The sequence below is a fragment of the Ligilactobacillus ubinensis genome (genome assembly GCF_024160875.1).
Lineage (GTDB): Bacteria > Bacillota > Bacilli > Lactobacillales > Lactobacillaceae > Ligilactobacillus > Ligilactobacillus ubinensis.
Genome location: NZ_JAIULA010000003.1, coordinates 86,385 through 112,754, shown reverse-complemented (window position 1 = coordinate 112,754; position 26,370 = coordinate 86,385). Strand labels below are relative to the sequence as shown.

The following is a 26,370-nucleotide window of genomic DNA, read 5'->3' as shown; positions in this document are numbered from 1 at the left end:
CTTTGTAAGGGGATAAGTTAATCCCTAAACTAAAAAAAGAGGTTTAATAGTTTATCAAAACTATTCCGATTGGGAGGAATTTAATATGCGTATTAATACAAATACGGCTGCAATGAATACATATTCTAAGTATACAGAAGCAGCAAATGCTAAAACTTCAGCTTTGGAAAAACTTTCATCTGGTTCACAAATTAACTCAGCTGCTGATGATGCTGCTGGTTTAGCTATTTCTAACAAGATGAGCGCTCAAATCAGTGGGATGAAACAAGCTAGTGATAATGCCGAAGATGGTATTTCACTAGCGCAAACGGCTGAAGGCGCACTTGAAGAAACACAAACAATGCTAGAACGGATGCGTGATTTGTCAGTGCAAGCATCTAACAGCACACTTACAAGTGATGACCGTCAAGAAATTGCTTTGGAAATGAACACTTTGATTTCAAATATCAATTCAATTAGTAGCAATACTAAGTTTAATGGAATGACATTGTTTGGTACAGGTAGCGCAAGTGGTACTTCTCAAACAACAGCAACATTTACATTCCAGGTCGGTGCAAATGCAGGTGAAAAGACTTCTGTAAAAATTAAGTCAATGGATGCAACTTCTTTAGGATTGACAGCTTTATCTACTAATGTTTCAGCACTTGCAGCTGGTACAACTACTGCATTTACACAGTCATTTGCTAGTTCAGATGCTTTAACAGCATTAGACAAGGCTATTAATGCTGTTTCTAACCAACGCGCACAATTAGGTGCATCTGAAAATGGTTTAACACATACTATCAATAGTTTGGATACAACCACGACCAACTTAGCATCTGCTAATTCACGAATTAAAGATGTTGATATGGCTGAAGAAATGACAAGTTATACAAGTGCTAATGTCTTGTTACAAGCTGCAACATCAATGTTATCACAGGCTAACTCAATGCCAGATTCAGTATTGACATTGTTACAAAATATTAGTTAATAGGTTAGATAAATTTTGTTTTAGGTACGTAAAGAAGGCTGGGGGATTTTTTCCTCAGCTTTCTTTATTATATAAAGCAATTTTTTATAACTTTAGAAGAGCTTAAAATAAGAGTAAGAAGGGAAAAATATGGAAGAATCGCTTAACGTTTCCGTTTGTATCATTACACGTGATGAAGCAGTTAAACTGGATCGCTGTTTGAAATCATTAGCTCCATTAAAGTTAGATGTTGTAGTTGTAGATACTGGCTCGACCGATAATACAAAAGAAATCATCGAAAACAATCAGGTGCGTGGTGCTGATTTCTTGTGGCAAGATAATTTTTCTGCAGCACGTAATTATGCATTAGCTTGCGCAAAGTATGATAATGTTTTAGTAGTTGATAGTGATGAATGGTTTGCAATAGAGGATTGTGCAGTAATTAAAAACGAAATAACTGCTTTCCTTTCAAAGGCAGATTTAAGTGCTTGTGTAGGAACGTTTGAACGCTATAATCAAGAAGCAAATGGAACTTGGCAAGTTGGAGCTTACCCTGTAACGCGGCTTTTTTCACGAAAGTATTTTCATTATATTGGCAAAGTACATGAGGCACCGATGCCACGCAATCAGCAAATAAAACGAATAGATAAACCATTAGCTTTTCATGTTTATCATGATGGATATACAAATCAGGAAGTTTTTGCACAAAAAGCCCAGCGCAACTTGTTACTATTATTAAAAGAACGTGGTATTCCGAAAGAAAAAGCAACTGACCCTTATGTTTTATGCCAGGTAGCCCAGATGTATCAACAAACTGGTCGAAAAAAAATGGCGTTGCTATATTATAAACAATGGTTATTACATGAAACAAGTTTAGAACAAAGTTATTTTCAAGTAGGGTTGCAAGGTTATTTAGAGACATTAATTGAGTTAAAGCAGTTTGATGTTGCTACAAAGTTATTAGATGCTTTTGGAATGATTAACAAAGATGCTGATAATTATTTTTTAACAGGTTTAATCTATAGTGAAGCCAAACGTTTTGAAGAGGCCAAAATAGCATTTGAAAAAGCTACCTCTTTTTCAAACGCACGGGTTCAGGCCCGTTGTACAACATTAGCTCAGTTTATGTTAGGTAGCATTGCGGAAATTGAAAAAAATTATGCGACAGCACTAAAGTATTATCAGCAAGCAGGTAAACAGGGCAGAGAAGCTATTGCTTTGTTACAAAAGAAACATGATTTAGCGCAGTTTAAGATTAAACAGTATCTGGCACTGGATGTTGGACAAACTACGATTAAACAAGTGATATTAGATGAAGTTGGAAATACTATAAGTAAACGTGTAATTTTGAATTCAGTCGCTGATTTTGATGAAGAAATTCAATTACTAAAGAAAACGATTGAACCTTATCGAAATCAAATCGCAGGAATCGCCATCTGTATCTTTGGAATGGTGGATAGTCCCGCTGGAGTTGTTAATATTGTTGAGCAAGATACAACAATTCAATATCCAATAGAAAAGCTACTAACTGCTGAATTTAAAGTACCGGTTGTTATCCAAAACGATGCGAAAGCCGCTTTGATTGGCGAGAAAAACCATGGTAGCTTAAACGGTGAAACTAATGCGGTTGTGATTACATTGGGGACTGCCGTAGGTGGCAGTATTATGTTAAACGGCCAACTATTTCAAGGGGCACATAAGCATGCGGGAGAAATTTCATATATGGTGCAACAAGATAAATTTCTTGGTGAAAGTTTATCAGCGGTTGAACTAATGCATAAATTATATAAAATAGTTAAAGCAGATAAAGCAATTAGTGATAAGAAGTTATTTGCCCAAGCACTGGCAAATCCACAAGCGAGTGAACTTATTGAAGCATATAGTTTAGAACTTGCATTTTTGTTATTAAACATCCAGTCGTTATATGACTTAGAAAAAATCGTAATTGGTGGAGGTTTAGGTCAGGAATTAACACTAATTAAGCTGGTAGAAAAAAAATATCAAGCTTTAACTGCCGATTTACCCCTATATCAACCACAGATAGTACCGGCGCAATTAGGAAATCTTGCTGGAATATATGGAGCATTTGATGAATTATTAAAAAGGCAGGGATAACATGAGGTTTTCTGTTTGTATTATTACAAAAGATGAAGCAAGCAAATTAAAAAGATGTCTAACATCACTAAAACAACTAGCACCATATCTTGCGGAAATAATTGTTATTGATACAGGTTCGACGGATGATAGTTGTGCTGTAGCTAGCAGTTATGGGGCAAAAGTATTTTCATTTGAATGGACTGGTGATTTTGCAGTTGCCCGCAATTTTGCAGCCGCCAAAGCGACAGAAGAGTTAGTGCTGATGCTCGATACAGATGAGTGGCTTGCAGGGGTTGATTTAACTGATCTCGAAAAGTTTATCCAGACAGCAGCGAGTACTAAAACGATTGGCAGAGTAGTTCGCATCAATAAAAACAAGAATAGTCAAACACAAAATATGGAGCCTAGGTTATATACAAAAAGTTACTTTAACTATACGGGAAAAATTCACGAACAACTTGTACCCAAGGATTCTTTTGCGTCCCCAATTTATCAAGATATTGCTGTTGTCGTATATCATGATGGTTATCAAACTAAGCAACAATTAATAAAAAAAGCGCAGCGGAATCTGACTATCTTATTGACGGAATTAGAACTTAAACCTAACGATTCATATTTATTATTTCAAATAGGAAAATGTTACTATATTCAAGCCAATCAGCACGAATTAGCCATTGATTATTTTATTGCAGCTTTAAAAAACAAGCCGGTGTTTTCTTTAGGTTATGTATTTAATTGTTTAGAATGTTTAGTCCTGTTATTGCTTGATGAACAACGGCTAGATGAAGCAGAAGATTATTTACACTTATATCCTGAATTCAAAAAGGATGGAGATTATCAGTATCTTAGTGGCTTAGTCATGTTGGAAAATAAAAACTATAATTCAAGCGAAAAATACTTTAAAGAAGTGCTAAAACAGCCGATTATAAGGGTACAGGGAAGGAATAGTTTTTTAGCTAATTATTATTTAGGCTTTATTTCAGAGCAGCAGAATAATATACAGCAGGCTATAGCTTATTATACCGCCGCTAAGCAGTATCAGCCTGCACAACTAGCTCTACTGCGTTTGAATTGTGGGTAATACGAAATTAGGTGATAAAGGTATTATTAAAGATTCCTTCCTATTCTATACGAAAATTTTCACGGAAGGAGTTTGAGACATTGGCACAGAAGGGGTATCGTTATTCATTAGAAGAAAAGATGAATTATATTCAGATGATGAAACAAGGCGCAACTACTATTTCAATTGAAAAAAAATATGGCGTTGATCATCATAATTTGAAAAGATGGTTAAATCGATATGAAGAAGATGGAATTACTGGATTACAGCAACGACCAATGCGTCATTACTCAAAACAATTTAAAGTATCTGTAGTAAAAAAACATATGGAAGGTACTTCATTAGCTAAGTTATGCGAAAAATATGATATTTCTAATGAAGGAGTTGTCCAACGTTGGGTAACAACTTACTGCAAAGACAATAAACTTGTACTTGATGAAGATGAAAAAGAAAAAATCAAATATGTATGTAAAACAACTATTAAAGAACGTATTAATATTGTTGAATGGACGATAGATAATCAATATAATTATAGTGCAGCATCCGAAAAATATGGAGTTTCATACGCACAAGTCTATTCATGGGTTAAAAAATTTATGGATGGTGGAAAAGTGGCACTAGTTGATCGACGTGGCAAACGCAGAAAGATTGAAAGTACGGAAGCTTAGCTAGTTTTAAATGTTATCTATTTCTAAAGGGCTTTGGAGTTGATATTGCTATCCTTAATGAAACACGATATAATTAAAAGTTAAGTTTACTAATTTTTAAAAGGGGCACAGAGAATGCCGATTTATATCGTATTAAGTTTAGCCGTCGTTTTACTTGATCAATTGGTTAAATATTTTGTAAAAACAAGTATTAAATTAAATACAAGTCAAGATTTGATTCCACATGTTTTATCAATTGCACATATCAGAAATTATGGAGCTGCTTGGAGTATTTTAATCGGGCAGCGTTGGTTTTTTACTATTATTTCGATTGTTGCTTTAGCTATCATGCTATATTATTTAAAAGAAAAGTGGACTAATTGGGGCTATGGATTAGGCTTAGCGCTAATGATAGGAGGAACTGTTGGCAATTTTATTGATCGAATTCATTACGGCTATGTTGTCGATATGTTTGAATTGAATTTTATCAATTTTCCTATTTTTAATGTCGCTGATTGTGCACTAACGGTAGGTGTGATTATTTTGTTAATCGTGATGTTTAAGGATGAAAACCTATGACTGCTAAAATCAAAATCACAACACAAACAGGACGCTTAGATAAGGTGGCCAGGCTACTTTTTGAAACATATTCGCGTTCGCAATTACAACAATTAATTGAACAAGGCGATTTAACTGTAAACGGCAGTAAAGTCAAAGCTAAATACAAAGTAAAAAAAGATGATGAAATAGAAGTTACCGCACCAGAAATTAAACATCTTGATTTGAAAGCCGAAAATATTCCGTTAGATATTGTATATGAAGATGCGGATGTTTTAGTTGTCAATAAACCGCAAGGAATGGTAGTGCATCCAGCACCGGGACATGTAGACCACACGCTAGTTAATGCTTTATTATATCACTGCCCACTATCAACAATTAATGGGACTTTTCGTCCAGGAATTGTTCATCGTATTGATAAGGATACCTCGGGTTTATTGATGGTTGCTAAAAATGATAGAGCACATCAAAGCTTAGCACAACAATTAAAAGAAAAAACAAGCGAACGTGAATATCTAGCTTTAGTGCATGGAAATATTAAGGAAGATAGTGGGACAATCACTGCACCTTTAGGTAGATCAACGCGTGATCGTAAAAAACAGGCAGTTGTAGATAATGGCAGACATGCTGTTACGCACTTTAAAGTGTTGGCTCGGTTTAAAGATTATACTTATATAGCCTGCAAATTAGAAACTGGACGTACCCATCAGATTAGGGTGCATATGAAGTATATTGGTCATCCATTAGTTGGAGATCCTTTGTATGGACCCAAAAAAACAATTAAAGGTAATGGTCAATTCCTACATGCCGCAAAACTAGGGTTTGCCCATCCAGTTAGCGGTAAGTGGTTGCAATTTGAGGCGCCTCTACCAGATAACTTTGCAAGAACCTTAAAAACACTTGACAGAATAGATTAAATTAAGTATCATTAAAAATAATGAAAGGCCCTTTAAAATTAGTCCCGTGAGGCTAAGAAGGCACGTCTTATATTAGCTCGGTAAACAAGACTGTTGTCGATACCTTAGTCACGCGCATATATGCTTATATGTCGTTTGGCTAAGGTATTTTTTTGTAAATTGCTATCAAGTAAAAATTATGGAAGTAGCTGTGAGCAAAAGGGTGAATTACAAGGAGGAATTGCTTAAATGGCAAAGAAGATTTACGATTCAATGGCAATGAAACGAGCATTAACACGGATGACCTATGAGATTATTGAAAAAAACAAGGGAATTAATAATCTCGTTTTAATTGGGATTAAAACACGTGGTATTTACTTAGCTAAACGAATTGCAGCTCGTTTGAAGCAACTTGAAGGTGCAACCGTGCCGGTAGGAGAACTTGATATTTCTTTGTATCGTGATGATTTACATGTTGCAGGTAGTGAAGAACCAGTTGTTAAAAGTTCACAATTAGCTTTTGATATAACAGATAAGCACGTTATTTTAGTTGACGATGTTTTATTTACAGGTCGGACAATTCGCGCTGCTTTAGATGCATTAATGGATCAAGGGCGACCTAAAAAAATCAACTTAGCTGTTTTAGTTGATCGTGGTCATCGTGAATTACCAATTCGGGCAGACTTTGTTGGTAAAAATATTCCTACTTCTTTAGATGAGCAAATAGCAGTTTATGTCGAAGAAATTGATGGAAAAGACGGCATTGATTTAAAAAATTTAACAGAATAGCTTCAACCGTTTAACTGACTCCAGAGAGAGCAGAAGGGTTGTAGCTATCCTAATTAATTTAGGGTAGCTATGCACAAACCTGGGTCAGTTGATAAGTTCAATTGAAACAGGTTTTTTTATAACATTTTTAAAGAGGAGAATTCTTGCATGAATAAGCAAAAAGAAGAATTTAGAAATAATGAAGCAGTTTTAGATATTCAGGATAAGCCACCATTTAAGCATTGGTTGGTACTTTCAATTCAGCATTTATTTACCATGTTTGGAGCTACAGTGTTAGTTCCAATTTTAATAGGAATAAATCCAAGTATTGCGTTATTTAGTTCAGGTGTAGGTACATTAATTTATATCTTATGTACTAAAGCAAAAATTCCAGCATATTTAGGCTCAAGTTTTGCATTTATTGCAACTATGCAAATGTTAATGAAACATTATGGCTATCCTGCTGTTGGGCAAGGAGCAATTTCGGCTGGTTTGGTGTATGTGATTGTTGCACTTATCATTAGCCAATTTGGTTCAGATTGGGTTGATAAAATTTTACCACCAGTTGTGGTTGGACCAATTATCATTGTTATCGGTTTATCCCTTGCAACAACCGCCGCTAATGATGCAATGCTAAATAATTCAAAATATGATCTTAAATATTTTGCAGTAGCTATTTTTACCTTGGTTATCACAATTATTTTTAATATGTTTCTTAAGGGTTTTTCTAGCATGATTCCAGTTTTACTAGGCATTGTCTCTGGCTACATATTAGCTGCTTTAGTTGGAATCGTGGACTTTACAAGTGTTATGCAAGCAAAATGGCTCTCTTTACCAGCATTTGATGTAATGGGAGTTAACTACAGTTTTAAATGGTATCCAGCTGCAATAATAACCATGGCGCCAATTGCTTTTGTTACAATGACCGAGCATATGGGACATGTAATGGTATTAAACAAATTAACTAAGCGGAATTTTTTTAAGAACCCGGGATTACATCGAACTTTATTGGGTGATGGTTTATCGAGTGTTTTTGCGGGCTTTGTTGGTGGTCCTCCAACAACATCTTATGGTGAAAACATTGGTGTTTTAGCTATGACAAAGGTCCATTCCGTGTGGGTTTTAGGTGGTGCAGCACTGTTTGCCATTGTCTTTAGTTTTGTCGGTAAGATTTCAGCATTAATTCAGTCGATTCCAAGCCCTGTAATTGGTGGAATATCATTTCTCTTATTTGGAATGATTGCTTCTAATGGGTTAAGAATTCTCGTTGATAATAAGGTCAATTTTGAATTGAAACGCAATTTAATTATTACTTCAGTGGTTTTAGTTGTGGGTATAGGGGGAACATACTTGAAATTAGGTAATTTCCAATTAACAAGTATTGCTCTAGCCACATTATTTGGAATAGTTTTAAATCTAATTTTACCTTCGAAAGCTGCTAGTGAAAACTAATTAAGGAGATGCTTTAAATGTTAACTCAAGAGGTTTCTGATTTGCTTTGCTTACCCAATTTTGTAACTGTAGAAGATCTTTCAATCAAAATGGTTGAAACATTACTAAAGCGAGCACAATATTTTAAAAATGGCGGACAAGTACCATGCTTAGACAAACCAACATACTGTGTAAATATGTTTTTTGAAAATTCAACACGAACACATACTAGTTTTGAAATGGCTGAGCGTAAACTGAATATTACTGAATTACCATTCAATCCGTCACAGTCTTCAGTCAAAAAAGGTGAGACACTTTACGATACATTATTTACGATGGATGCAATTGGTGTTGATTTTGCTGTCATTCGGCATCCTGAAAATGAATACTATAAGAAACTGATTGATTTAACAAAAGAACAGCATCTAGATATAGGACTTATTAATGCGGGTGATGGTAGTGGTCAGCATCCATCACAAAGCTTGCTAGATATGATGACGATTTATGAACAGTTTGGTTATTTTAAGGGTTTGAAAGTAGCTATTGTTGGAGACATAACTAATTCACGCGTAGCTAAGAGTAATATGCAATTATTAACACGTTTAGGAGCCAAAGTTTACTTTTCAGGTCCTAAGTACTGGTACAGTTCAGAATTTGATGAATATGGCCAATATGGTGCAGTAGACGAAATTTTACCAGAAATGGATGCGATTATCTTATTACGTGTTCAACATGAACGCCATGGTGAAGATAGTAATGAAGAAACTTTTTCGGCAGCAGAATACCATGAAAAATATGGATTAAATCATGTGCGTTATGCTCATTTAAAGAAAAATGCAATTATTATGCATCCAGGTCCTGTAAACCGTGGGGTTGAATGGGCAGATGATTTAGTTGAAGCACCTAAATCACGCTTTTATACACAAATGCAAAACGGTGTCTTTGTAAGAATGGCAATGATTGAAGCGGTTCTTAGAGGTAGAAAATTAGGAGGACTTGAATAATGCAAACATTACTAAAAAATGGGCTTGTATATCAAGCAGATGAATTGACTAAAGAAGACATACTAATTGAGGCTGGAAAGATAAAGGCAATTGGTAAGAATCTAGCAGCATTGGTGCCATCTGCGGATGTTATTGATGTATCTGGCAAACTAGTAACCGCAGGATTAGTTGATGTTCATGTTCATTATCGTGATCCAGGTCTTACATATAAAGAGACAATTACAACTGGCTCAGCTGCAGCAGCACGAGGCGGCTATACAACTGTATGTGCGATGCCTAATGTAAAACCTGTTCCTGATACGCCTGATAAATTAAGTAATATGGTGTTGCGCAATAAAAAAGAAGGGCGAGTAAATATTGAACAATATAGTTCAATAACCAAAGAATTAAAAAGTGAAGAGTTAGTGGACTTTGTCGCTATGAAAAAAGCTGGGGCGTTTGCATTTAGTAATGATGGTTGCGGCGTTCAAACGGCTGGAACAATGTATTTAGCTATGCAGCAAGCAGCAAAGTTGAAGATGGCAATTGTCGCCCATGTCGAAGATAATTCACTTCTATTTGGAGGCGTAATGAATGCAGGGAAAAAGGCCGACGAGTTTGGTTTGCCAGGTATTTTAGGAGTTAGTGAATCATCTCAAATTGCACGTGATTTACTACTAGCACAAAAAACAGGTGTTCACTACCATATCTGTCATGTTTCGACTAAAGAAAGTGTTGAATTAGTTCGTTTGGCTAAGCAGCATGGGATAAACGTTACATGCGAAGTGTCACCGCATCATTTGTTACTTGCTGATGCCGATATTACAGAAAATGATGGTAAATTTAAGATGAATCCACCATTACGGTCTAAACAAGATCAAAAAGCTTTAATAGAAGGCTTGCTTGATGGCACAATTGATATGATTGCGACGGATCATGCACCACATAGTGTTGATGAAAAAACAGGCGATATGCTCAAGGCAGCATTTGGAATCACTGGAAGTGAGACGGCCTTTGCATTACTATATACGAAATATGTAAAAAGTGGTGTTTTTAAACTAGAACAACTTTTAAAATGGATGAGTGTTGCCCCTGCAAAATTATTTGCTATAAAAGGCAAAGGAACGTTAATACCGGGGAATTTTGCTGATATTGCAGTTTTTGATTTGGAAAATCAGGTCGAGATTAAGGAAGAAGATTTTCTATCAAAGGGAACTAATACACCATTTATAGGTGAAAAAGTTTTTGGTATGACAACTTTAACGTTCGTTTCAGGAGTTAAAGTATATCAAAAGGAGGGCTAAGAGTGCAACGTTACTTAATTTTAGATGATGGCTCCGTTTTTAAGGGAACTGGTTTTGGAGCTAAAAATAGTACGACCGGTGAAGTTGTTTTTACAACAGGAATGACGGGGTATCAAGAAGCCGTAACAGATCAATCATATGCTAATCAGATTTTAGTCTTTACTAATCCACTAATTGGTAATTATGGTGTAACGTTAGATGATTATGAATCTTTGCAGCCGAACTGTAAAGGTGTTATCTGCCGCGAAGTTGCCCGTGTTTCTACTAGTTGGCGTCAACAAGAAACTTTTCCTGCTTTTTTGGAACATATGGATATTCCTGGTATTAGTGGCATTGACACACGAGCACTGGTTAAAAAGTTACGTGTCCACGGTACTATGAAAGGCAGTATTATTGATGCGACAGATGAGTTAGAACATGCTTTTGATCAACTACATGCAACTGTGATGTCAGATCAATTAGTAGCTCAAGTTTCTACAACTAAGCCATATCCTAATCCAGGTAACAAACGTAACATTGTTCTAATTGATTATGGGGCAAAACATAGTATTTTACGTGAACTAGCAGCTAGAGATTGCAATACAATTGTGTTACCTTATACAGCAACTGCTGAGGATATTTTTAAGTTAAAACCAGATGGTGTATTGTTGTCAAATGGACCAGGAAATCCAGAAGTAATGCAGGATGCTGTCAATATGGTTAGTGAAGTTGAGAAAAAGATTCCTGTTTTTGGAATATGTCTAGGTCATCAGATTTTGGCACAGGCAAATGGTGCTAAAACTTTCAAAATGAAATTTGGGCATCGTGGATTTAATCATCCAGTTCGCGAAATTGCTACAGGTCGAATTACATTTACGTCGCAAAATCATGGGTATGCGGTGGACCCTGAGTCAATTGATCCAAATGAACTGATAGTAACGCATCGTGAGATTAATGATGGAACAATAGAAGGAATTAGACATAGATATTATCCTGCGTTTTCAGTGCAATTTCATCCAGATGCTGCACCTGGGCCATCAGATGCAGTTGATTTGTTTGATGATTTTATGCATATGATTGATATTCGAAAGGAGGAAGAACACAATGCCTAAACGTAAGGATATTCATAAAATTATGGTTATTGGTTCTGGACCAATTATTATCGGTCAAGCTGCAGAATTTGACTATTCTGGAACACAAGCTTGCATGGCACTACGTGAAGAAGGATATGAAGTTGTGTTAGTTAATTCAAATCCAGCTACTATCATGACAGATACAGAAATTGCAGATAGAGTTTACATTGAGCCATTAACAGTAGAATCAGTTTCACGTATCATGCGCCAAGAATTTCCAGATGCTTTGTTGCCAACTTTGGGAGGGCAAATTGGATTAAACTTAGCTATTTCATTAGCTCAAACTGGAATTTTAGATGAACTAGAGATAGAACTATTAGGAACAAAACTTACAGCGATAGACCAAGCAGAGGATCGTGAAAAGTTTAAAGAATTGATGCAAGACTTAAACGAACCTATTCCACCTTCACAAACTGTTAATACGGTAAATGAAGCACTTGATTTTGCTGAAGTATGCGGATATCCGGTTATCGTTCGGCCTGCTTTTACAATGGGAGGAACCGGAGGCGGGTTATGTTATAACCAAAAGCAATTAGAAGAAATAGTTGCAAATGGGTTAGACTTGTCACCTGCAACTCAATGTTTAATAGAAAAATCAATTGCTGGATTTAAAGAAATAGAATATGAAGTTATGCGTGATTCAGCTAATAATGCAATGGTAGTTTGTTCAATGGAAAACTTTGATCCAGTTGGTATTCATACTGGCGATTCGATTGTTCTTGCACCAACCCAGACATTATCTGATCGTGAATATCAAATGTTGCGCGACTGCTCATTAAAACTTATTCGAGCTTTAAAAATAGAAGGTGGTTGTAACGTTCAATTAGCACTAGATCCCAATAGTTTTAATTACTATGTTATCGAAGTTAATCCACGTGTATCACGTTCCTCAGCGCTAGCTTCTAAAGCTACTGGCTATCCAATTGCAAAAATGGCGGCTAAAATTGCTGTGGGCTTGAACCTAGATGAAATTATAAATCCGGTTACTAAAACAACGTATGCTGAATTTGAACCGGCTTTAGATTATGTTGTAGCTAAGATTCCACGGTGGCCATTTGACAAATTTGCACGTGCTAATAGACGATTAGGTACACAAATGAAAGCGACTGGAGAAGTTATGGCAATTGGTCGTAACGCAGAAGAAGCCATTCAAAAAGCAGTACGTTCACTTGAAATAGATGAAAAAGACTTGTTAGCTGATTATGTTCGTGAAGTTAGTGATGATATATTAGAAGAAAAGATTGTAAATGCACAAGATGACCGTTTATTTTATCTAGCTGAAGCATTTAGAAGAGGGTATTCATTACAAGAAATTCATGAATTGACGAAAATAAATGTATATTTTCTAGATATAATCAAGCATATTGTGGAACTAGAAGTTGAAATATGTAAGAATCCAGAAAATATCGCTGTTTTAAAAAAGGCTAAACGGTATGGTTTTAGTGATTATACCATTGCTAAACTTTGGAACAGTGAACAAAGCAAAGTACGTTCTTTGCGTAAAAATAATCAAATTGTACCTGTCTATAAGATGGTAGATACGTGTGCTGCAGAATTTGAATCAAATACACCATATTTTTATAGTTCATATGATGAGCAAAATGAAAGTTTACCAACTGCTAAACAATCAGTTATAGTTATTGGCTCAGGACCAATCAGAATAGGCCAAGGTGTAGAATTTGACTATGCGACAGTTCATAGTGTAAAAGCATTACAAAAAATGGGCTATGATGCAATTGTGATTAATTCAAATCCTGAGACGGTTTCAACAGATTTTTCTGTTTCTGATAAACTATATTTTGAGCCTCTAACGCTAGAAGATGTGTTAAACGTAATTGAATTAGAGCATCCAGTAGGTGTTATTGTACAATTTGGTGGTCAAACGGCGATTAATTTAGCTGCGGATTTAGAGAAAAATGGAGTAAAAGTTCTAGGAACAACTGTGGAAGATTTGGATCGAGCAGAAGATCGCGAGTTGTTTGATCAAGTAATAAATCAGTTAGGCTTAAAACAACCTGTTGGAAAAACTGCTACAACCCAGGAGGAGGTTTTGCAGTGTGCTACTGAAATTGGTTATCCTGTTTTAGTTCGTCCTAGTTATGTATTAGGGGGACGTGCAATGGAGATTGTCTATAATGAAGCAGAATTACGCGAATATCTCTCACACAATGCGCCAGCTGAGATAGATCATCCAATTCTAGTTGATGCTTATCTTGAAGGACTGGAAGGTGAAGTAGATGCGATTTGTGATGGTAAAGAAGTTTTATTGCCAGGAATTATGGAACACATCGAACATGCTGGGGTTCATTCAGGAGATTCAATGGCAGTTTATCCACCACAAAGTTTTAGTGAAAAAGTAAAAAATCAAATTGTTGATGCAACACAAAAATTAGCGGTTGCTCTAAAGTGTATTGGAATTATGAACATTCAATTTATTATTCATAAAAATGAGGCATATGTTCTTGAAGTAAATCCTCGGGCTAGTCGGACTGTTCCTTTCTTGAGCAAAATTACAGGTGTTGAAATGGCACAAGTTGCAACGCGTGTAATTTTAGGTCAATCTTTAAAAGAGCAGGGCTTTAAAGCGGGCTTGTATCCTGAAAGTAAATCAATTCATGTAAAAGCACCCGTTTTCTCATTCAGTAAATTAGCCGATGTAGATAGCTTTTTAGGTCCTGAGATGAAATCAACTGGCGAAGTTATGGGAAGTGACCGTACGTTTGAAAAAGCACTCTATAAAGCTTTTAGAGGAGCAAACATAAAGTTGCCAGATGATGGAACTATTTTATTGACAATCGAAGATCAGGATAAGGATGCGGTTTTACCGTTAGCCAAAAGGTTTAGTAAAGTTGGTTATCGCATTATGGCAACTAACGGAACAGCCAAGTTCTTGCAAGAAAACAAGTTACATGCGGTAACTGTTAACAAAATAGGCGAAGACAATGCTAAAAATCGTGATATCCTAAAAGTTTTGATGGATGGAACAGTAGATATGGTAATTAATACAATGGGGCATGATCAAGAAGTAGCTTCAGATGGTTTTGTAATTCGTCAAACAGCAATTGAACATAATATTGCTTTGTTGACATCACTTAATACAGCGGATGCGCTACTTAAAGCTTTAGAGAATCGTTCGTTTGCCACAGATGTACTTTAAAATTAGGAGGGCGTCAAATGTCAGATAGTCGCTTAGCAGTTGAATTACCCGGATTAACTTTGAAAAATCCAATCATGCCAGCTAGTGGTACTTTTGGTTTTGGGGATGTTGGTAGTGCAAAAAAATTTGATTTGAATCAATTAGGTGCTTTAGTTATTAAAACAGCAACAGTTGAACCACGAACAGGGAATCCAGATCCTAAAATTGCGGTTATAGATAATGGTGTCTTAAATGCTGTGGGGCTGCAAAATCCAGGAATTGAAGCAGTTGTTAATGAAAAATTGGCTACTTTAAAAGAAAAATACCCAGATCTTCCAATTATTGGAAGTATTGGCGGGTCAACTGTTGATGATTACATCCAAGTTGCAAAAAAACTGTCAGCATCGAAAAAAGTAGCAGCACTTGAACTTAATATTTCTTGTCCCAATGTACATGAAGGTGGGATGGCATTTGGAACTAAGGCTAGTGTTGCTGAAGATTTAACTAAAAGGGTAAAAGATGTCGTTGATGTTCCAGTTTATGTTAAATTAACACCAAATGTGACAGATGTTGTCGAGATTGCACAAGCAGTAGCAACTGGTGGTGCCGACGGTCTGAGTATGATTAATACAGTCCTAGGGATGCATATTGACGTTAAAACGCGAAAACCAGTACTAGGTAATGTAATGGGTGGCTTTTCTGGTCATTCAATTAAACCAATAGCGATTCGGATGATTTACCAAGTATCTCAGGTAGTTGATTTACCAATTATAGGGATGGGTGGCGTTGAGTCAGCAGACGATGTTATTGAGATGTTTTTAGCGGGAGCATCTGCTGTGGCTATAGGGACTGCGCATTTTAAAGATCCATTAGCATGTCCACACATAATTGATAAACTTCCAGCTAAATTAGATGAATTAGGGATTACTAATTTTGAAAATTTGAGAGAGCAAGTAAGGGGGAATCGTCATGCAGATTAGTCGTCCAATAATTGCACTTGATTTTGCTGATAGATTGCAAGCAGTTCGTTTTTTGAAACTTTTTCCAAAAGAAGAGCAACTCTTCGTTAAAATTGGAATGGAACTATTCTATAGCGAGGGTGCTGATTTAGTTAAAGAAGTTCAAAGTATGGGACATGACATTTTTTTAGACTTAAAATGTCATGATATTCCACATACGGTTGAAAGAGCAATGCGTGTGTTAGGAAAGCTAGGCGTGACATTAACTAATGTGCATGCAAGCGGTGGTGTTGAAATGATGCAAGCGGCTAAAGAGGGACTATTAGACGGTGCTGCTGGTAAAAAAGTACCAAAACTGATAGCAGTTACTCAACTTACATCAAGTAATGAAGATTTAGTTAAAAATGAACAGCTTAGTTCAGTTTCTTTAAATAAAAGTGTCTTAAATTATGCGCACCTTACGCAAAAAGCGGGTTTAGATGGGGTTGTTTGTTCTGCACAAGAAGCAAAGCAAATTTTAGCAATAACAGATACTAATTTTTTACGGGTAACTCCAGGTATTAGATTAGCAGGAAACGATAATGGTGACCAAAAGCGTGTCATGACACCAGATAAAGCGGCGCAAAATGCAGCATCAGCAATTGTTGTCGGCCGTGCTATTACGCAAGCAACTGAACCAATTAGTGCATATCGATTAGTTGAAAAACTTTGGAGGGAAAACTAATGAAAGAAATTGCTAAGGATTTATTGGAAATTAATGCGGTCAAATTAGCGCCAGCAAAACCTTTTATTTGGGCAAGTGGTTTAAAAAGTCCAATTTATTGTGATAATCGTCTGACAATCAGCTATCCTAAAATTCGAACTCAAATAGCAAGTGGTCTTGCCCAAATAATTAAAGATAAATGGCCTGATACAGAAGTGATTGCAGGTACAGCAACTGCAGGTATTCCGCATGCAGCTTGGATTGCTGAAAAGTTAAATCTACCAATGGTATATGTACGTTCTAAGCCTAAAGACCATGGTCGTGGTAAACAAATTGAAGGTGTTTTACAAGCAGGAGCTAAGACGGTTTTGATTGATGATTTAATTTCAACTGGTGGTAGTGTTTTACAGGCAGTAACTGCAGCCAAAAATGAAGGTGCTAATGTAATAGGTGTTGCCGGGATTTTTAGTTATCAATTAGCAGCTGCCAAAACAAATTTTGCTGCTGCAAATATGGAATTTACAACTTTAACAAATTATACTGAATTATTGGATGTTGCTAATAAAGAAGCATATATAACTGCCGATGAGCGTAAATTATTAGAAAAATGGCGTGAAGATCCAGCTAATTGGCTGATTTAATTTTTCAAAATAAGTAAAGAGTTCAAGACAAAATGATGTATTTGAAGTGAAACACTTCAATCCTCAAAGCCTTGGACTCTTTATATTTGAATATTTATCGGTCTAAGGACGGTTAGTTACGCTTAATCCCGTAATCTGTAAGCCAACAAACTAAACTGTTAATTCTCTTTAGTGTAACATTGTGGATTTTGTATAATTAAACCTGCTCGTTTTTACGAATTGAATCGACATGATTTTGTGCTAAACTTTCAATAATTAAAGTAGCTGTTTCCTCAATCGACTTGTTGGCCACATTAATTTGGAGACAACCTAATTTTTGATATAAATCTGTAGCAAATTTCAATTCAGCTTTAATGTTGTCAACATTTGAATACGCAGTATCTGGATTTAGTCCATATGAAATCATACGAGCTTTCCGAATATCATTCAAAATTGAAACATTATTAGTTAAACCAAATACTCTGCTTGGAGTAACTTGATAAATTTCATCTGGAATTTTTGTTTTGGGAACCAAAGGCAGGTTAGCAACCTTGTAACCTCGATTTGCTAGATATAACGAAAGTGGTGTTTTTGAAGTTCGCGAAATTCCTAATAAAACAATATCAGCTTTTAAAAAGCCGCTAGGATCTTTACCATCATCAAAGTTAACCGCAAATTCAATTGCTTCAATTCGATTAAAATACTCAGTGTCAGTATTGTGATTAATACCTGCTTTATGCAGGGGTTCGGAGTTTGTTAGCTTGCTAATTTGCTGGATAACATCTGAAATAGCATCAATACAGTTTAGATTATTTTTAGCACAAAAAGAGTTTGCAAAGTCTGATAATCCGCTTTCGACAAAAGTATGAACTACAAAGGCATGTTCGCGTTGAGCCTTATTTAAAATTCCTTGTAAAATTGATTGAGTTCTAATTAAGGGGAATTTTGAAAAATTAAAGTCAGTATTTGGAAATTGAACGCTTGCTGCTTGAGCAAGGTTAAAAGCAGTTTCGCCTAATGAATCTGAAATAATAAAAATATTAATTTGAGGTTTAGTCATGTTAGAATGCTCACTTTCCTATAAATAAAACGCTTTTATATATAAAGTATACTATATTTAAGCATAGAAATATAGAAAAAAAGGTTTTTCGATGAATATATTAAGGCTAAATATTAAGAAAAAATTGAAACTTTTGTAATCTTTTGTTGACGATACATTCATGTTTGGATATAATGGAAAAGAACTGTTGAAGTTTGTGTACTTATGCAATTTAAGACGGTTACATTTTAAGCTCGGAGGGAGGGAAACAACCATGTCAAAAACAGTCGTTCGTAAAAACGAATCTCTTGATGACGCTCTTCGTCGCTTCAAACGTTCCGTTTCAAAAACAGGTACTTTGCAAGAATATCGGAAACGTGAATTCTACGAGAAGCCAAGTGTAAAACGCAAGAAAAAGTCCGAAGCAGCTCGGAAACGCAAAAATAAAAAGCGTTTCTAGTTTCTAGAGGAGGCATGAAGTGATGAGTCTGTTAGAGTCATTACAAAAAGATATGGTGGCTGCAATGAAAGCTAAGGATAAGGCTAAATTAAGTACTGTCCGGATGCTTAAAGCTGCTATAACTAATGAACAAATAAACGTTGGACACGATTTAACTTCTGATGAGGAAGTTAGCGTGTTGTCTCGTGAGTTGAAGCAACGCAAGGATTCCTTAGAAGAATTCAAAGCTGCTGGACGTGCTGAAACGGTTGCTGACCTTGAAAAAGAGATTAGTGTCGTAGAAAGCTATATGCCAGAGCAGTTAAGCGTTGATGAAGTGAAGGCCGTGGTTCAAGAAACGATAAAGGCGGTTGGAGCGACATCTAAAGCTGACTTTGGTAAAGTAATGGGTGCGGTTATGCCTAAACTTAAAGGTAAAGCTGACGGGAAAATAGTTAATACCACTGTTAAGGAATTATTGAATTAATCTGTGGCTAAAAAAGTCGGGAAATGTAAGAATTTTCTCGACTTTTTTTATATTATAGGTATGGTTTTTTATTAGCAGATATTATCTCTAAGTTTTCAAGTGAGTTGGATTGTGTTAAAATTAGCGTGAAACTATGTCATTATGAAGAGGAGAATATGTTTGTCAGAAGAAAAGTTAATTGAGAAAAACTTTCAGCTTGCTAATCCTAATCTGCAAGTTGCATTATTTGGCATTAATGATAGTAATTTAAAGTTGCTTGAAGAAGGCAAAAATGTTAGTATCAAACCTTTTGGTGATATTATAAAAATAGAAGGAAATACAACAGATGTTACTGATACGATAGCAATAATGCAAGAATTAATTAAGCTATTGAAAAATGGTGTGCATCTAAATGCTGCCGATATTGTATCAGCAATGAAAATGGCCGAACGCGGTACATTGGAGTATTTTCAAGATTTATATACAGATGTCTTATTGAAAGATAATCATGGGCACGCGATTAGTGTGAAAAATTATGGACAGCGGCAGTATGTTCAATTAATCAAAAATAACGATTTGACATTCGGTATTGGTCCAGCGGGTACGGGAAAAACATACTTAGCTGTGGTAATGGCTGTGGCTGCTTTAAAACGACATGAAGTTGAACGCTTGATTTTAACTCGACCAGCGGTTGAAGCTGGTGAGTCGTTAGGTTTTTTACCAGGCGATTTAAAGGAAAAAGTAGATCCGTATTTACGCCCGATTTATGATGCATTAAACTCAATTTTGGGTGCTGAACATACCGAGCGTTTAATTGAACGTAGAGTAATTGAAATTGCACCATTAGCCTATATGCGGGGCAGAACTTTGGATAAAGCATTTGTTATTTTAGATGAAGCACAGAATACGACACGCTCACAAATGAAAATGTTTTTGACTCGTTTAGGTTTTGGCTCGAAGATGGTGGTTAATGGTGATAAAACACAAATTGATTTACCAAAGGGACATAGCCAATCTGGTTTAGTTGATGCCGAACGTATATTACAAAACATTGCACATATTGGGTTTGTACATTTTGATGCAGGTGATGTTGTGCGTCATCCAGTGGTATCTTCAATTATTAAGGCTTACGAAAGTGAGAGTCAAAGTTAAAGAAGAAGAGGAAAAATAATGGATTTAGAGGTTTACGATGATACCAATGCTGTATCTCAACAGCAAATTGAGTTAATCAAAGATGTATTAAATTTTGCTGGAAAGTATATAAAACTTCCAGATAATACAGAAATGTCTGTAACACTAATGGATAACGAGCATATTCATGCGATTAACAAAAAGTATCGTGGTGTTGATAAAGCAACTGATGTAATTAGTTTTGCTATCGAAGAAGAGTCAGATGAAATGCCGATTATTTTACCTGAGGATGTAGATTTTGCGATACCTAAGAATATTGGTGATATTATGGTATCAATGCAAAAGGTAAAAGAACAAGCAGAGTATCTTGGTCATTCAGAAAATCGTGAATTAGGTTTTTTAGTTTTACACGGTTTTTTACATTTAAACGGCTACGACCATATGCGCGCTGAAGATGAAAAAGAAATGTTTGGGCTTCAACGTGAAATTCTGGATGCATATGGTCTTAAAAGATAAGCCTAAACATAACTGGAAGAATCGGCATTTTGTACAGTCGTTTAAATTTGCAGTTATCGGATTACTAACAGCATATAAAGAAGAACGAAATGTACGATTTCATGTTGCATCTATCATTTTGGTCGTAATGTTAGGTGCTTTCCTACATGTTAGCGTAAGTGAATGGTTATGGCTAATTTTAGCTATTTTTGCAGTTCTTTCCAGTGAAATTTGGAATTCAGCAATTGAAAATGTTGTTGATTTAGCTACTAATTATGAACGTAATCCGCTTGCTAAAAAAGCTAAAGATATGGCGGCTGGAGCGGTTTTATTGGCGGCGATATTTGCACTACTTATTGGGACAGTAATCTTTTTACCTAAGATATGGGTATTGTTTTTTAATTAAAAAAAGGAAGGAATTTAGCTAGTGAATAATTCATTTCATTCAGGTTTTGTTGCCATTTTAGGACGTCCTAATGTTGGTAAATCAACTTTTTTAAATCGTGTTATTGGTCAAAAAATTGCGATTATGAGTGATAAAGCACAAACAACGCGGAATAAGATTCAAGGAATATATACAACAGATGAGGCGCAGATTGTTTTTATTGATACACCAGGAATTCATAAGCCACATAGTCGGCTAGGTGACTTCATGGTGGAATCAGCACTTTCAACACTAAATGAAGTAGATGCTATTTTATTTATGGTTAATGCAACACAAAAGCGGGGGCGAGGTGATGATTTTATTATCGAACGCCTTAAGAATGTTAATAAGCCTATTTATTTAGTGATTAATAAAATAGATAAAATTCATCCGGATAAATTATTGGAAATAATGGATGATTATCGTAAAACGCTTAATTATACAGAAGTATTTCCAATTTCAGCATTAGAAGGAAATAATTGTCCAGAGTTAGTTGCTTCATTAGTTCAAAATCTTCCAAAAGGTCCCCAATTTTATCCAAGTGATATGGTAACTGATCACCCAGAACGTTTTATTGCTGGGGAATTGATTAGAGAAAAGGTTCTTGAACTAACACGTGAAGAAGTACCACATTCAGTGGCAGTAATTGTTGAAAGTATTACACGCTCTGATGAAGAAAAAGTTCACGTCCAGGCCTCTATTATTGTAGAGCGTAAAACCCAAAAGGGCATACTAATTGGAAAAGGCGGGCAAATGCTTAAAAATATTGGCATTAAAGCACGTAAAGATATTGAGTTAATGTTAGGCGACAAAGTCTACTTGGAACTTTGGGTTAAAGTTCAACCTAACTGGAAGGATCGCCAAATAGATCTAAGAGCACTAGGTTATAAGCAAGACGATTATTAATTTTTGACTCGAGATATGGGTGGTGAAATTATAATATGACGCTGCATCAAGGCGAAGAATTTAGAGGAATTGTTGTTTCGCGAAAGAATTATCGTGAACGTGATATGTTAGTAAAAATACTAACAGATCGGTTTGGATTTAAGACCTTCTTTGTTCGAGGCGTTCGCAAGCGTGGCTTTAAGCTGGGTGCGGCAATCTTGACATATACACATGGTACATACTTGGGTAGTATAAATGATCAAGGTTTATCCTTTATAACCACACCACGTGAAATTGAACAATTTCAAAACATCAGTCAAGATATTGAATTAAATGCATACAGTGCCTATATTCTCAGTTTAAGCGAACAAGCTTTTAAAGAAGATTGGGTTCCTTATTGGTATGCTAAACTTGAACAAGCGCTTATCTTAATCGATGAAAATGTCGATGCAGCCGTTATCACTAATATTATTGAAGTCCAGTTGTTAGAATTTTTTGGGGTTAAACCATTTTTTGAAAGCTGTACAATATGTCATCGAACTGAACTAGAATTTGATTATTCTGAAAGCTATGGTGGTTTGTTATGCCAACGGCATTGGCATTTGGATCCAAATCGTTTACACTTAGATCAACGTACTATTTACTTTTTACGTTTGTTTTCAGCAGTTAAATTAGACAAAATAAATGGGATAACTTTAGAAAAAGAAACAAAATTACGTTTACGCCGAACTTTAGACGAAATTTATCGGCAACAGGTAGGTGTTTACGTTAAAGCAAAGCATTTTTTGGATCAGATGCAATATTGGGAAATATAACTAGAATACTTTAATAAAGTATTGACAGTTACTTAAAAAACGCTTATTCTAGTATTGTTTAATAAGAAGAGATGTTGATAAAAGAATATTGTATATAGAGTAGCAAAGCGAGCCTGGTTAGTGAGAGCAGGTGTTACGAAAGTACAAGAGGCACTTTTGGAGTCTTAACGTAATTAAGTTGCTAGGCAAAACTAGAAATAGGGTGGAACCGCGATTCTCGAAGATCGTCCCTATGTGACCATTTATGGCGTCGCATAGGGACTTTTTTTGTACAAATTTTGTGTGATGTTTATAAATGATTTTCGAAAAATCAAACCAAGGAGCTTTTAATATGACAAAAAAATTAGCAATGCAAGATATTATTTTAACCTTGCAGCAGTTTTGGGCAAAACAAGGTTGTATGTTAATGCAAGCATATGATACAGAAAAAGGTGCAGGAACAATGAGTCCTTATACATTTTTACGCGCAATCGGACCAGAGCCCTGGAATGTGGCGTACGTAGAACCTTCGAGACGTCCTGCAGATGGACGTTATGGAGATAACCCTAATCGATTATTCCAACATCACCAATTTCAAGTAATTATGAAACCATCACCAAGTAATATTCAAGATTTGTATTTAGACAGCTTGCGTTCATTAGGTATTGTTCCAGAAGAACACGATATTCGGTTTGTAGAAGATAACTGGGAAAACCCATCTATGGGTTGTGCCGGTGTTGGTTGGGAAATTTGGTTAGATGGTATGGAGATTACTCAATTCACTTATTTTCAACAAGTTGGTGGGCTAGAAGTAAAACCGGTAGCAGCAGAAGTAACATATGGTTTAGAACGTTTATCATCATATATACAGGATGTTAATTCTGTATTTGATTTAGAATGGGCTGATGGGGTTAAATATGGCGACATCTTCAAGGAACCAGAATATGAAAATTCAAAATATGCTTTTGAAGAAAGTAATCAAGAGATGTTGTTTAAAGCATTTGATGTGTATGAACAAGAAGCAAAAAAACAAATTGCTAATGGATTAGTTCATCCAGCTTATGATTATATTTTAAAATGTAGCCATACGTTTAACTTATTAGATGCACGTGGTGCAGTTTCGGTAACTGAACGAGCAGGCTATCTTTCTCGCATCAGAAATATGGCAAAAGCAGTTGCAAAGGTTTTTGTAACTGAACGTAAGAAATTAGGTTTTCCTTTAATTAAGGATGAAAAACTACGTCAGAAGTTACTAGAGGAGGACAAGTAGATGGCACATACTTTCTTATTAGAAATAGGGTTGGAAGAAATTCCAGCACATGTTGTGACTCCAAGTGTGGAACAGTTAGTTAAAAAAACGGCAACTTTTTTAAAGGAGCAACGCCTTGAATATACAGAAATCAAATCGTATTCTACACCCCGGCGTTTAGCTGTAAAAGTTTTTGGCTTGGCAGATAAACAAGCAGATATTAAAGAAGAAGCAAAAGGCCCAGCTAAAAAAATTGCGCAAGATGCAGATGGCAATTGGACTAAGGCTGCCCAAGGTTTTGCGCGTGGTCAAAAGGCATCTACTGATGATATCTTTTTTAAAGAATTAAAAGGTGTTGAATATGTGTATATTGAACGTTTTATACCGGGTAAAGAAGCAAAAGATGTTTTAACTGGTATGAAAGATGTAGCTATGGACTTGAAGTTTCCAACAATGATGCGGTGGGCAAGTAATAGCTTTGAATATGTTCGACCGATTAGGTGGTTAGTTGCTTTATTAGATACTGACGTTATTCCATTTTCTATTTTAAACATTACAACTGATCGAATAACAAAAGGACATCGTTTCTTAGGGAAAGAAGTGGCATTAGGTGACGCTGCTGACTATCCAAGTCAGTTAGAAGTGCAAAGCGTAATTGCTGATGCTGATAAACGCAAGGCAATGATTAAAGAGCAAATTATCGCTTTAGCAAACCAAAATGATTGGGTTGTAGATATTGATGCCGATTTATTAGAAGAAGTTAACAATCTAGTTGAATATCCAACTGTTTTAGCAGGAAAATTTGATCAAAAATATTTAGAGGTACCTGAAGTTGTTTTGATAACTTCAATGAAGGATAATCAGCGCTATTTTTATGTAAGAAATCAACAAAATGAATTGTTGCCATATTTTATTACGGTTAGAAATGGTAATAAGCAATATTTGGAAAATGTTATTTCTGGAAATGAAAAAGTTTTAACAGCTCGACTAGAGGATGCTAAATTCTTTTTTAATGAAGATAAAAAACAATCAATTGCTGATTATGTAAAGCGACTTAAAACGGTAATGTTCCACGATAAGATTGGAACAGTCTATCAAAAAATGCAAAGAGTTACATTGTTAGCCAATTATTTAGGGCAAAAGCTTGGTTTGAGTACAGAACAATTAGCTGATTTAAACCGAGCAGCAATGATTTATAAGTTTGATTTAGTAACTGGTATGGTAGGAGAATTCTCAGAGTTGCAAGGGATAATGGGTGAAATTTATGCACGGATAATGGGTGAAAAAGAAAACGTAGCAGTTGCAATTCGTGAAGAATATATGCCAACAAGTGCAGAAGGTGAGTTGCCCACTACAACGGTAGGTTCAGTTTTATCAATTGCAGATAAATTAGATAGCATTCAGGCATTTTTTAGTGCAGGAATGGTACCATCTGGATCAAATGATCCATATGCATTGAGAAGACAAGCGCTTGGAATTGTGCGAATTGCATTAGCAAAAGAATGGCCATTATCAACAGTTGTTTTAAAGCAAGCAGTAGCTGCAGCATACGAAAAAAGCCCTGAATTATACAGTAATATTGACCCTAAGATAAATGAAAGTGAAATACAGACATTCATCATTGATCGATTGCAACAAGTATTGAGTGGAGAAAAATTCCGCCATGATATTTTGGAAACTGTAGTATCAGAAAAGACAAATGCTTTTGTTACTATAAAAAAAGCTGCACAAGTTTTAAGTAAGCACCATACAGATGCTGATTTTAAGGAAAGCATTGAAGCTTTAACTCGTGTTATCCGATTAGCAAAAAAAGCACCAGAAAGTATAAGAAATAGTGAAATCAAACAAGATTTGTTTGAAAATGAATGTGAAAAGAAACTATATCTAGCGGTTCAAACTTTAAAAGACAAGAAACAAACTTGTTTAGAAGAGCAATATCAAGAATTACGTAAGCTAAAAGCGCCTATTAATGCCTATTTTGATGAGACGATGATTATGGTAGATGATGAACGTGTTAAAAATAACAGATTATCCCAATTATTAGAAGTTGCTGATTTAACAAATGATTTTGGTGATTTGCGTAATTTGAATGTTAAGTAGTAGTCTTATATTCTAAATTAGAGGAATAATCTTTATGCTATTTATATTAAAAAAACATTTGACATTAATGATAAGTGGCGGTATATTATTATCAACGAATTAATATTGAATGGCATTGAAGAGAA

At 35.5% G+C, this 26,370-nt stretch carries 25 protein-coding genes; 24 read left to right on the top strand and 1 reads right to left on the bottom strand.

The window, feature by feature from the left end; genetic code table 11:
* Positions 1-85 precede the first annotated feature (85 nt).
* The 15 genes from LB941_RS02505 to pyrE all read left to right on the top strand — a co-directional run bounded on the left by LB941_RS02505 (position 86) and on the right by pyrE (position 17,244).
* The gene (locus LB941_RS02505; RefSeq protein WP_253359209.1) at positions 86-970 is read left to right on the top strand and encodes a flagellin N-terminal helical domain-containing protein; all 885 of its coding nucleotides are present in this window, start codon (positions 86-88) and stop codon (positions 968-970) included.
* 129 nt (positions 971-1,099) lie between these two features.
* Positions 1,100-3,064, top strand: coding sequence for an ROK family protein (locus tag LB941_RS02500; RefSeq protein WP_253359206.1), 1,965 nt, complete (start codon positions 1,100-1,102; stop codon positions 3,062-3,064).
* Position 3,065: 1 nt separating this feature from the next.
* A complete protein-coding gene (locus LB941_RS02495) occupies positions 3,066-4,127 on the top strand; it encodes a tetratricopeptide repeat-containing glycosyltransferase family 2 protein (protein WP_253359205.1) in 1,062 nt (353 codons plus the stop codon).
* Between the two features lie 80 nt (positions 4,128-4,207).
* Positions 4,208-4,774, top strand: a complete 567-nt coding sequence (locus tag LB941_RS02490; RefSeq protein ID WP_253359204.1) for a helix-turn-helix domain-containing protein — start codon at positions 4,208-4,210, stop codon at positions 4,772-4,774.
* 114 nt (positions 4,775-4,888) lie between these two features.
* The gene (gene lspA / locus LB941_RS02485) at positions 4,889-5,332 is read left to right on the top strand and encodes a signal peptidase II (protein WP_253359203.1); all 444 of its coding nucleotides are present in this window, start codon (positions 4,889-4,891) and stop codon (positions 5,330-5,332) included.
* Positions 5,329-6,228 carry an RluA family pseudouridine synthase gene (locus tag LB941_RS02480; RefSeq protein WP_253359202.1) on the top strand — a complete coding sequence of 300 codons (900 nt, stop codon included), beginning with the start codon at positions 5,329-5,331 and terminating at the stop codon, positions 6,226-6,228. Before lspA ends, LB941_RS02480 begins: the two co-directional genes overlap by 4 nt.
* Before the next feature lie 228 nt (positions 6,229-6,456).
* On the top strand, positions 6,457-6,996 hold the full coding sequence (gene pyrR, locus LB941_RS02475) for a bifunctional pyr operon transcriptional regulator/uracil phosphoribosyltransferase PyrR (protein WP_253359200.1): 540 nt from the start codon (positions 6,457-6,459) through the stop codon (positions 6,994-6,996).
* Between the two features lie 147 nt (positions 6,997-7,143).
* A complete protein-coding gene (locus LB941_RS02470; RefSeq protein ID WP_253359198.1) occupies positions 7,144-8,427 on the top strand; it encodes a solute carrier family 23 protein in 1,284 nt (427 codons plus the stop codon).
* Positions 8,428-8,444: 17 nt separating this feature from the next.
* A complete protein-coding gene (locus LB941_RS02465) occupies positions 8,445-9,410 on the top strand; it encodes an aspartate carbamoyltransferase catalytic subunit (RefSeq protein WP_253359196.1) in 966 nt (321 codons plus the stop codon).
* Positions 9,410-10,693: a dihydroorotase gene (gene pyrC / locus LB941_RS02460; RefSeq protein ID WP_253359195.1), complete on the top strand. Its 1,284-nt coding sequence runs from the start codon at positions 9,410-9,412 to the stop codon at positions 10,691-10,693. Before LB941_RS02465 ends, pyrC begins: the two co-directional genes overlap by 1 nt.
* A 2-nt stretch (positions 10,694-10,695) precedes the next feature.
* Complete coding sequence (locus tag LB941_RS02455; protein ID WP_253359194.1) at positions 10,696-11,784, top strand: carbamoyl phosphate synthase small subunit; 1,089 nt, start codon at positions 10,696-10,698, stop codon at positions 11,782-11,784.
* Entirely contained in the window at positions 11,777-14,962 is a 3,186-nt protein-coding gene (gene carB / locus LB941_RS02450; protein WP_253359193.1) for a carbamoyl-phosphate synthase large subunit, read from the top strand. Before LB941_RS02455 ends, carB begins: the two co-directional genes overlap by 8 nt.
* Before the next feature lie 17 nt (positions 14,963-14,979).
* On the top strand, positions 14,980-15,921 hold the full coding sequence (locus LB941_RS02445; protein WP_253359192.1) for a dihydroorotate dehydrogenase: 942 nt from the start codon (positions 14,980-14,982) through the stop codon (positions 15,919-15,921).
* A complete protein-coding gene (pyrF, locus tag LB941_RS02440; RefSeq protein ID WP_253359191.1) occupies positions 15,911-16,624 on the top strand; it encodes an orotidine-5'-phosphate decarboxylase in 714 nt (237 codons plus the stop codon). Before LB941_RS02445 ends, pyrF begins: the two co-directional genes overlap by 11 nt.
* The gene (gene pyrE, locus LB941_RS02435; protein ID WP_253359190.1) at positions 16,624-17,244 is read left to right on the top strand and encodes an orotate phosphoribosyltransferase; all 621 of its coding nucleotides are present in this window, start codon (positions 16,624-16,626) and stop codon (positions 17,242-17,244) included. Before pyrF ends, pyrE begins: the two co-directional genes overlap by 1 nt.
* A 196-nt stretch (positions 17,245-17,440) precedes the next feature.
* Here the strand turns inward: pyrE and LB941_RS02430 are convergent, their stop codons facing one another.
* Positions 17,441-18,283, bottom strand: a complete 843-nt coding sequence (locus LB941_RS02430) for a pyruvate, water dikinase regulatory protein (protein WP_253359188.1) — start codon at positions 18,281-18,283, stop codon at positions 17,441-17,443.
* Between the two features lie 253 nt (positions 18,284-18,536).
* Here LB941_RS02430 and rpsU point away from each other — a divergent pair, with 253 nt between their 5' ends.
* The 9 genes from rpsU to glyS all read left to right on the top strand — a co-directional run bounded on the left by rpsU (position 18,537) and on the right by glyS (position 26,245).
* On the top strand, positions 18,537-18,722 hold the full coding sequence (rpsU, locus tag LB941_RS02425; protein WP_253359185.1) for a 30S ribosomal protein S21: 186 nt from the start codon (positions 18,537-18,539) through the stop codon (positions 18,720-18,722).
* A 22-nt stretch (positions 18,723-18,744) separates the two neighbouring features.
* Entirely contained in the window at positions 18,745-19,188 is a 444-nt protein-coding gene (locus LB941_RS02420) for a GatB/YqeY domain-containing protein (protein WP_253359183.1), read from the top strand.
* A 141-nt stretch (positions 19,189-19,329) separates the two neighbouring features.
* Positions 19,330-20,319 (top strand): PhoH family protein, encoded by a 990-nt coding sequence (locus LB941_RS02415; protein WP_425270479.1) that lies wholly within the window; start codon positions 19,330-19,332, stop codon positions 20,317-20,319.
* An 18-nt stretch (positions 20,320-20,337) separates the two neighbouring features.
* A complete protein-coding gene (gene ybeY, locus LB941_RS02410; protein ID WP_253359179.1) occupies positions 20,338-20,814 on the top strand; it encodes an rRNA maturation RNase YbeY in 477 nt (158 codons plus the stop codon).
* Entirely contained in the window at positions 20,798-21,199 is a 402-nt protein-coding gene (locus LB941_RS02405; RefSeq protein ID WP_253359293.1) for a diacylglycerol kinase family protein, read from the top strand. Before ybeY ends, LB941_RS02405 begins: the two co-directional genes overlap by 17 nt.
* 21 nt (positions 21,200-21,220) lie before the next feature.
* Positions 21,221-22,123, top strand: a complete 903-nt coding sequence (gene era / locus LB941_RS02400; protein ID WP_253359177.1) for a GTPase Era — start codon at positions 21,221-21,223, stop codon at positions 22,121-22,123.
* A 35-nt stretch (positions 22,124-22,158) separates the two neighbouring features.
* Positions 22,159-22,917, top strand: a complete 759-nt coding sequence (gene recO, locus LB941_RS02395) for a DNA repair protein RecO (protein ID WP_253359175.1) — start codon at positions 22,159-22,161, stop codon at positions 22,915-22,917.
* A gap of 331 nt (positions 22,918-23,248) precedes the next feature.
* Complete coding sequence (gene glyQ, locus LB941_RS02390) at positions 23,249-24,166, top strand: glycine--tRNA ligase subunit alpha (RefSeq protein ID WP_253359173.1); 918 nt, start codon at positions 23,249-23,251, stop codon at positions 24,164-24,166.
* Entirely contained in the window at positions 24,167-26,245 is a 2,079-nt protein-coding gene (gene glyS / locus LB941_RS02385) for a glycine--tRNA ligase subunit beta (protein ID WP_253359171.1), read from the top strand.
* The last annotated feature ends 125 nt before the right edge of the window (positions 26,246-26,370 follow it).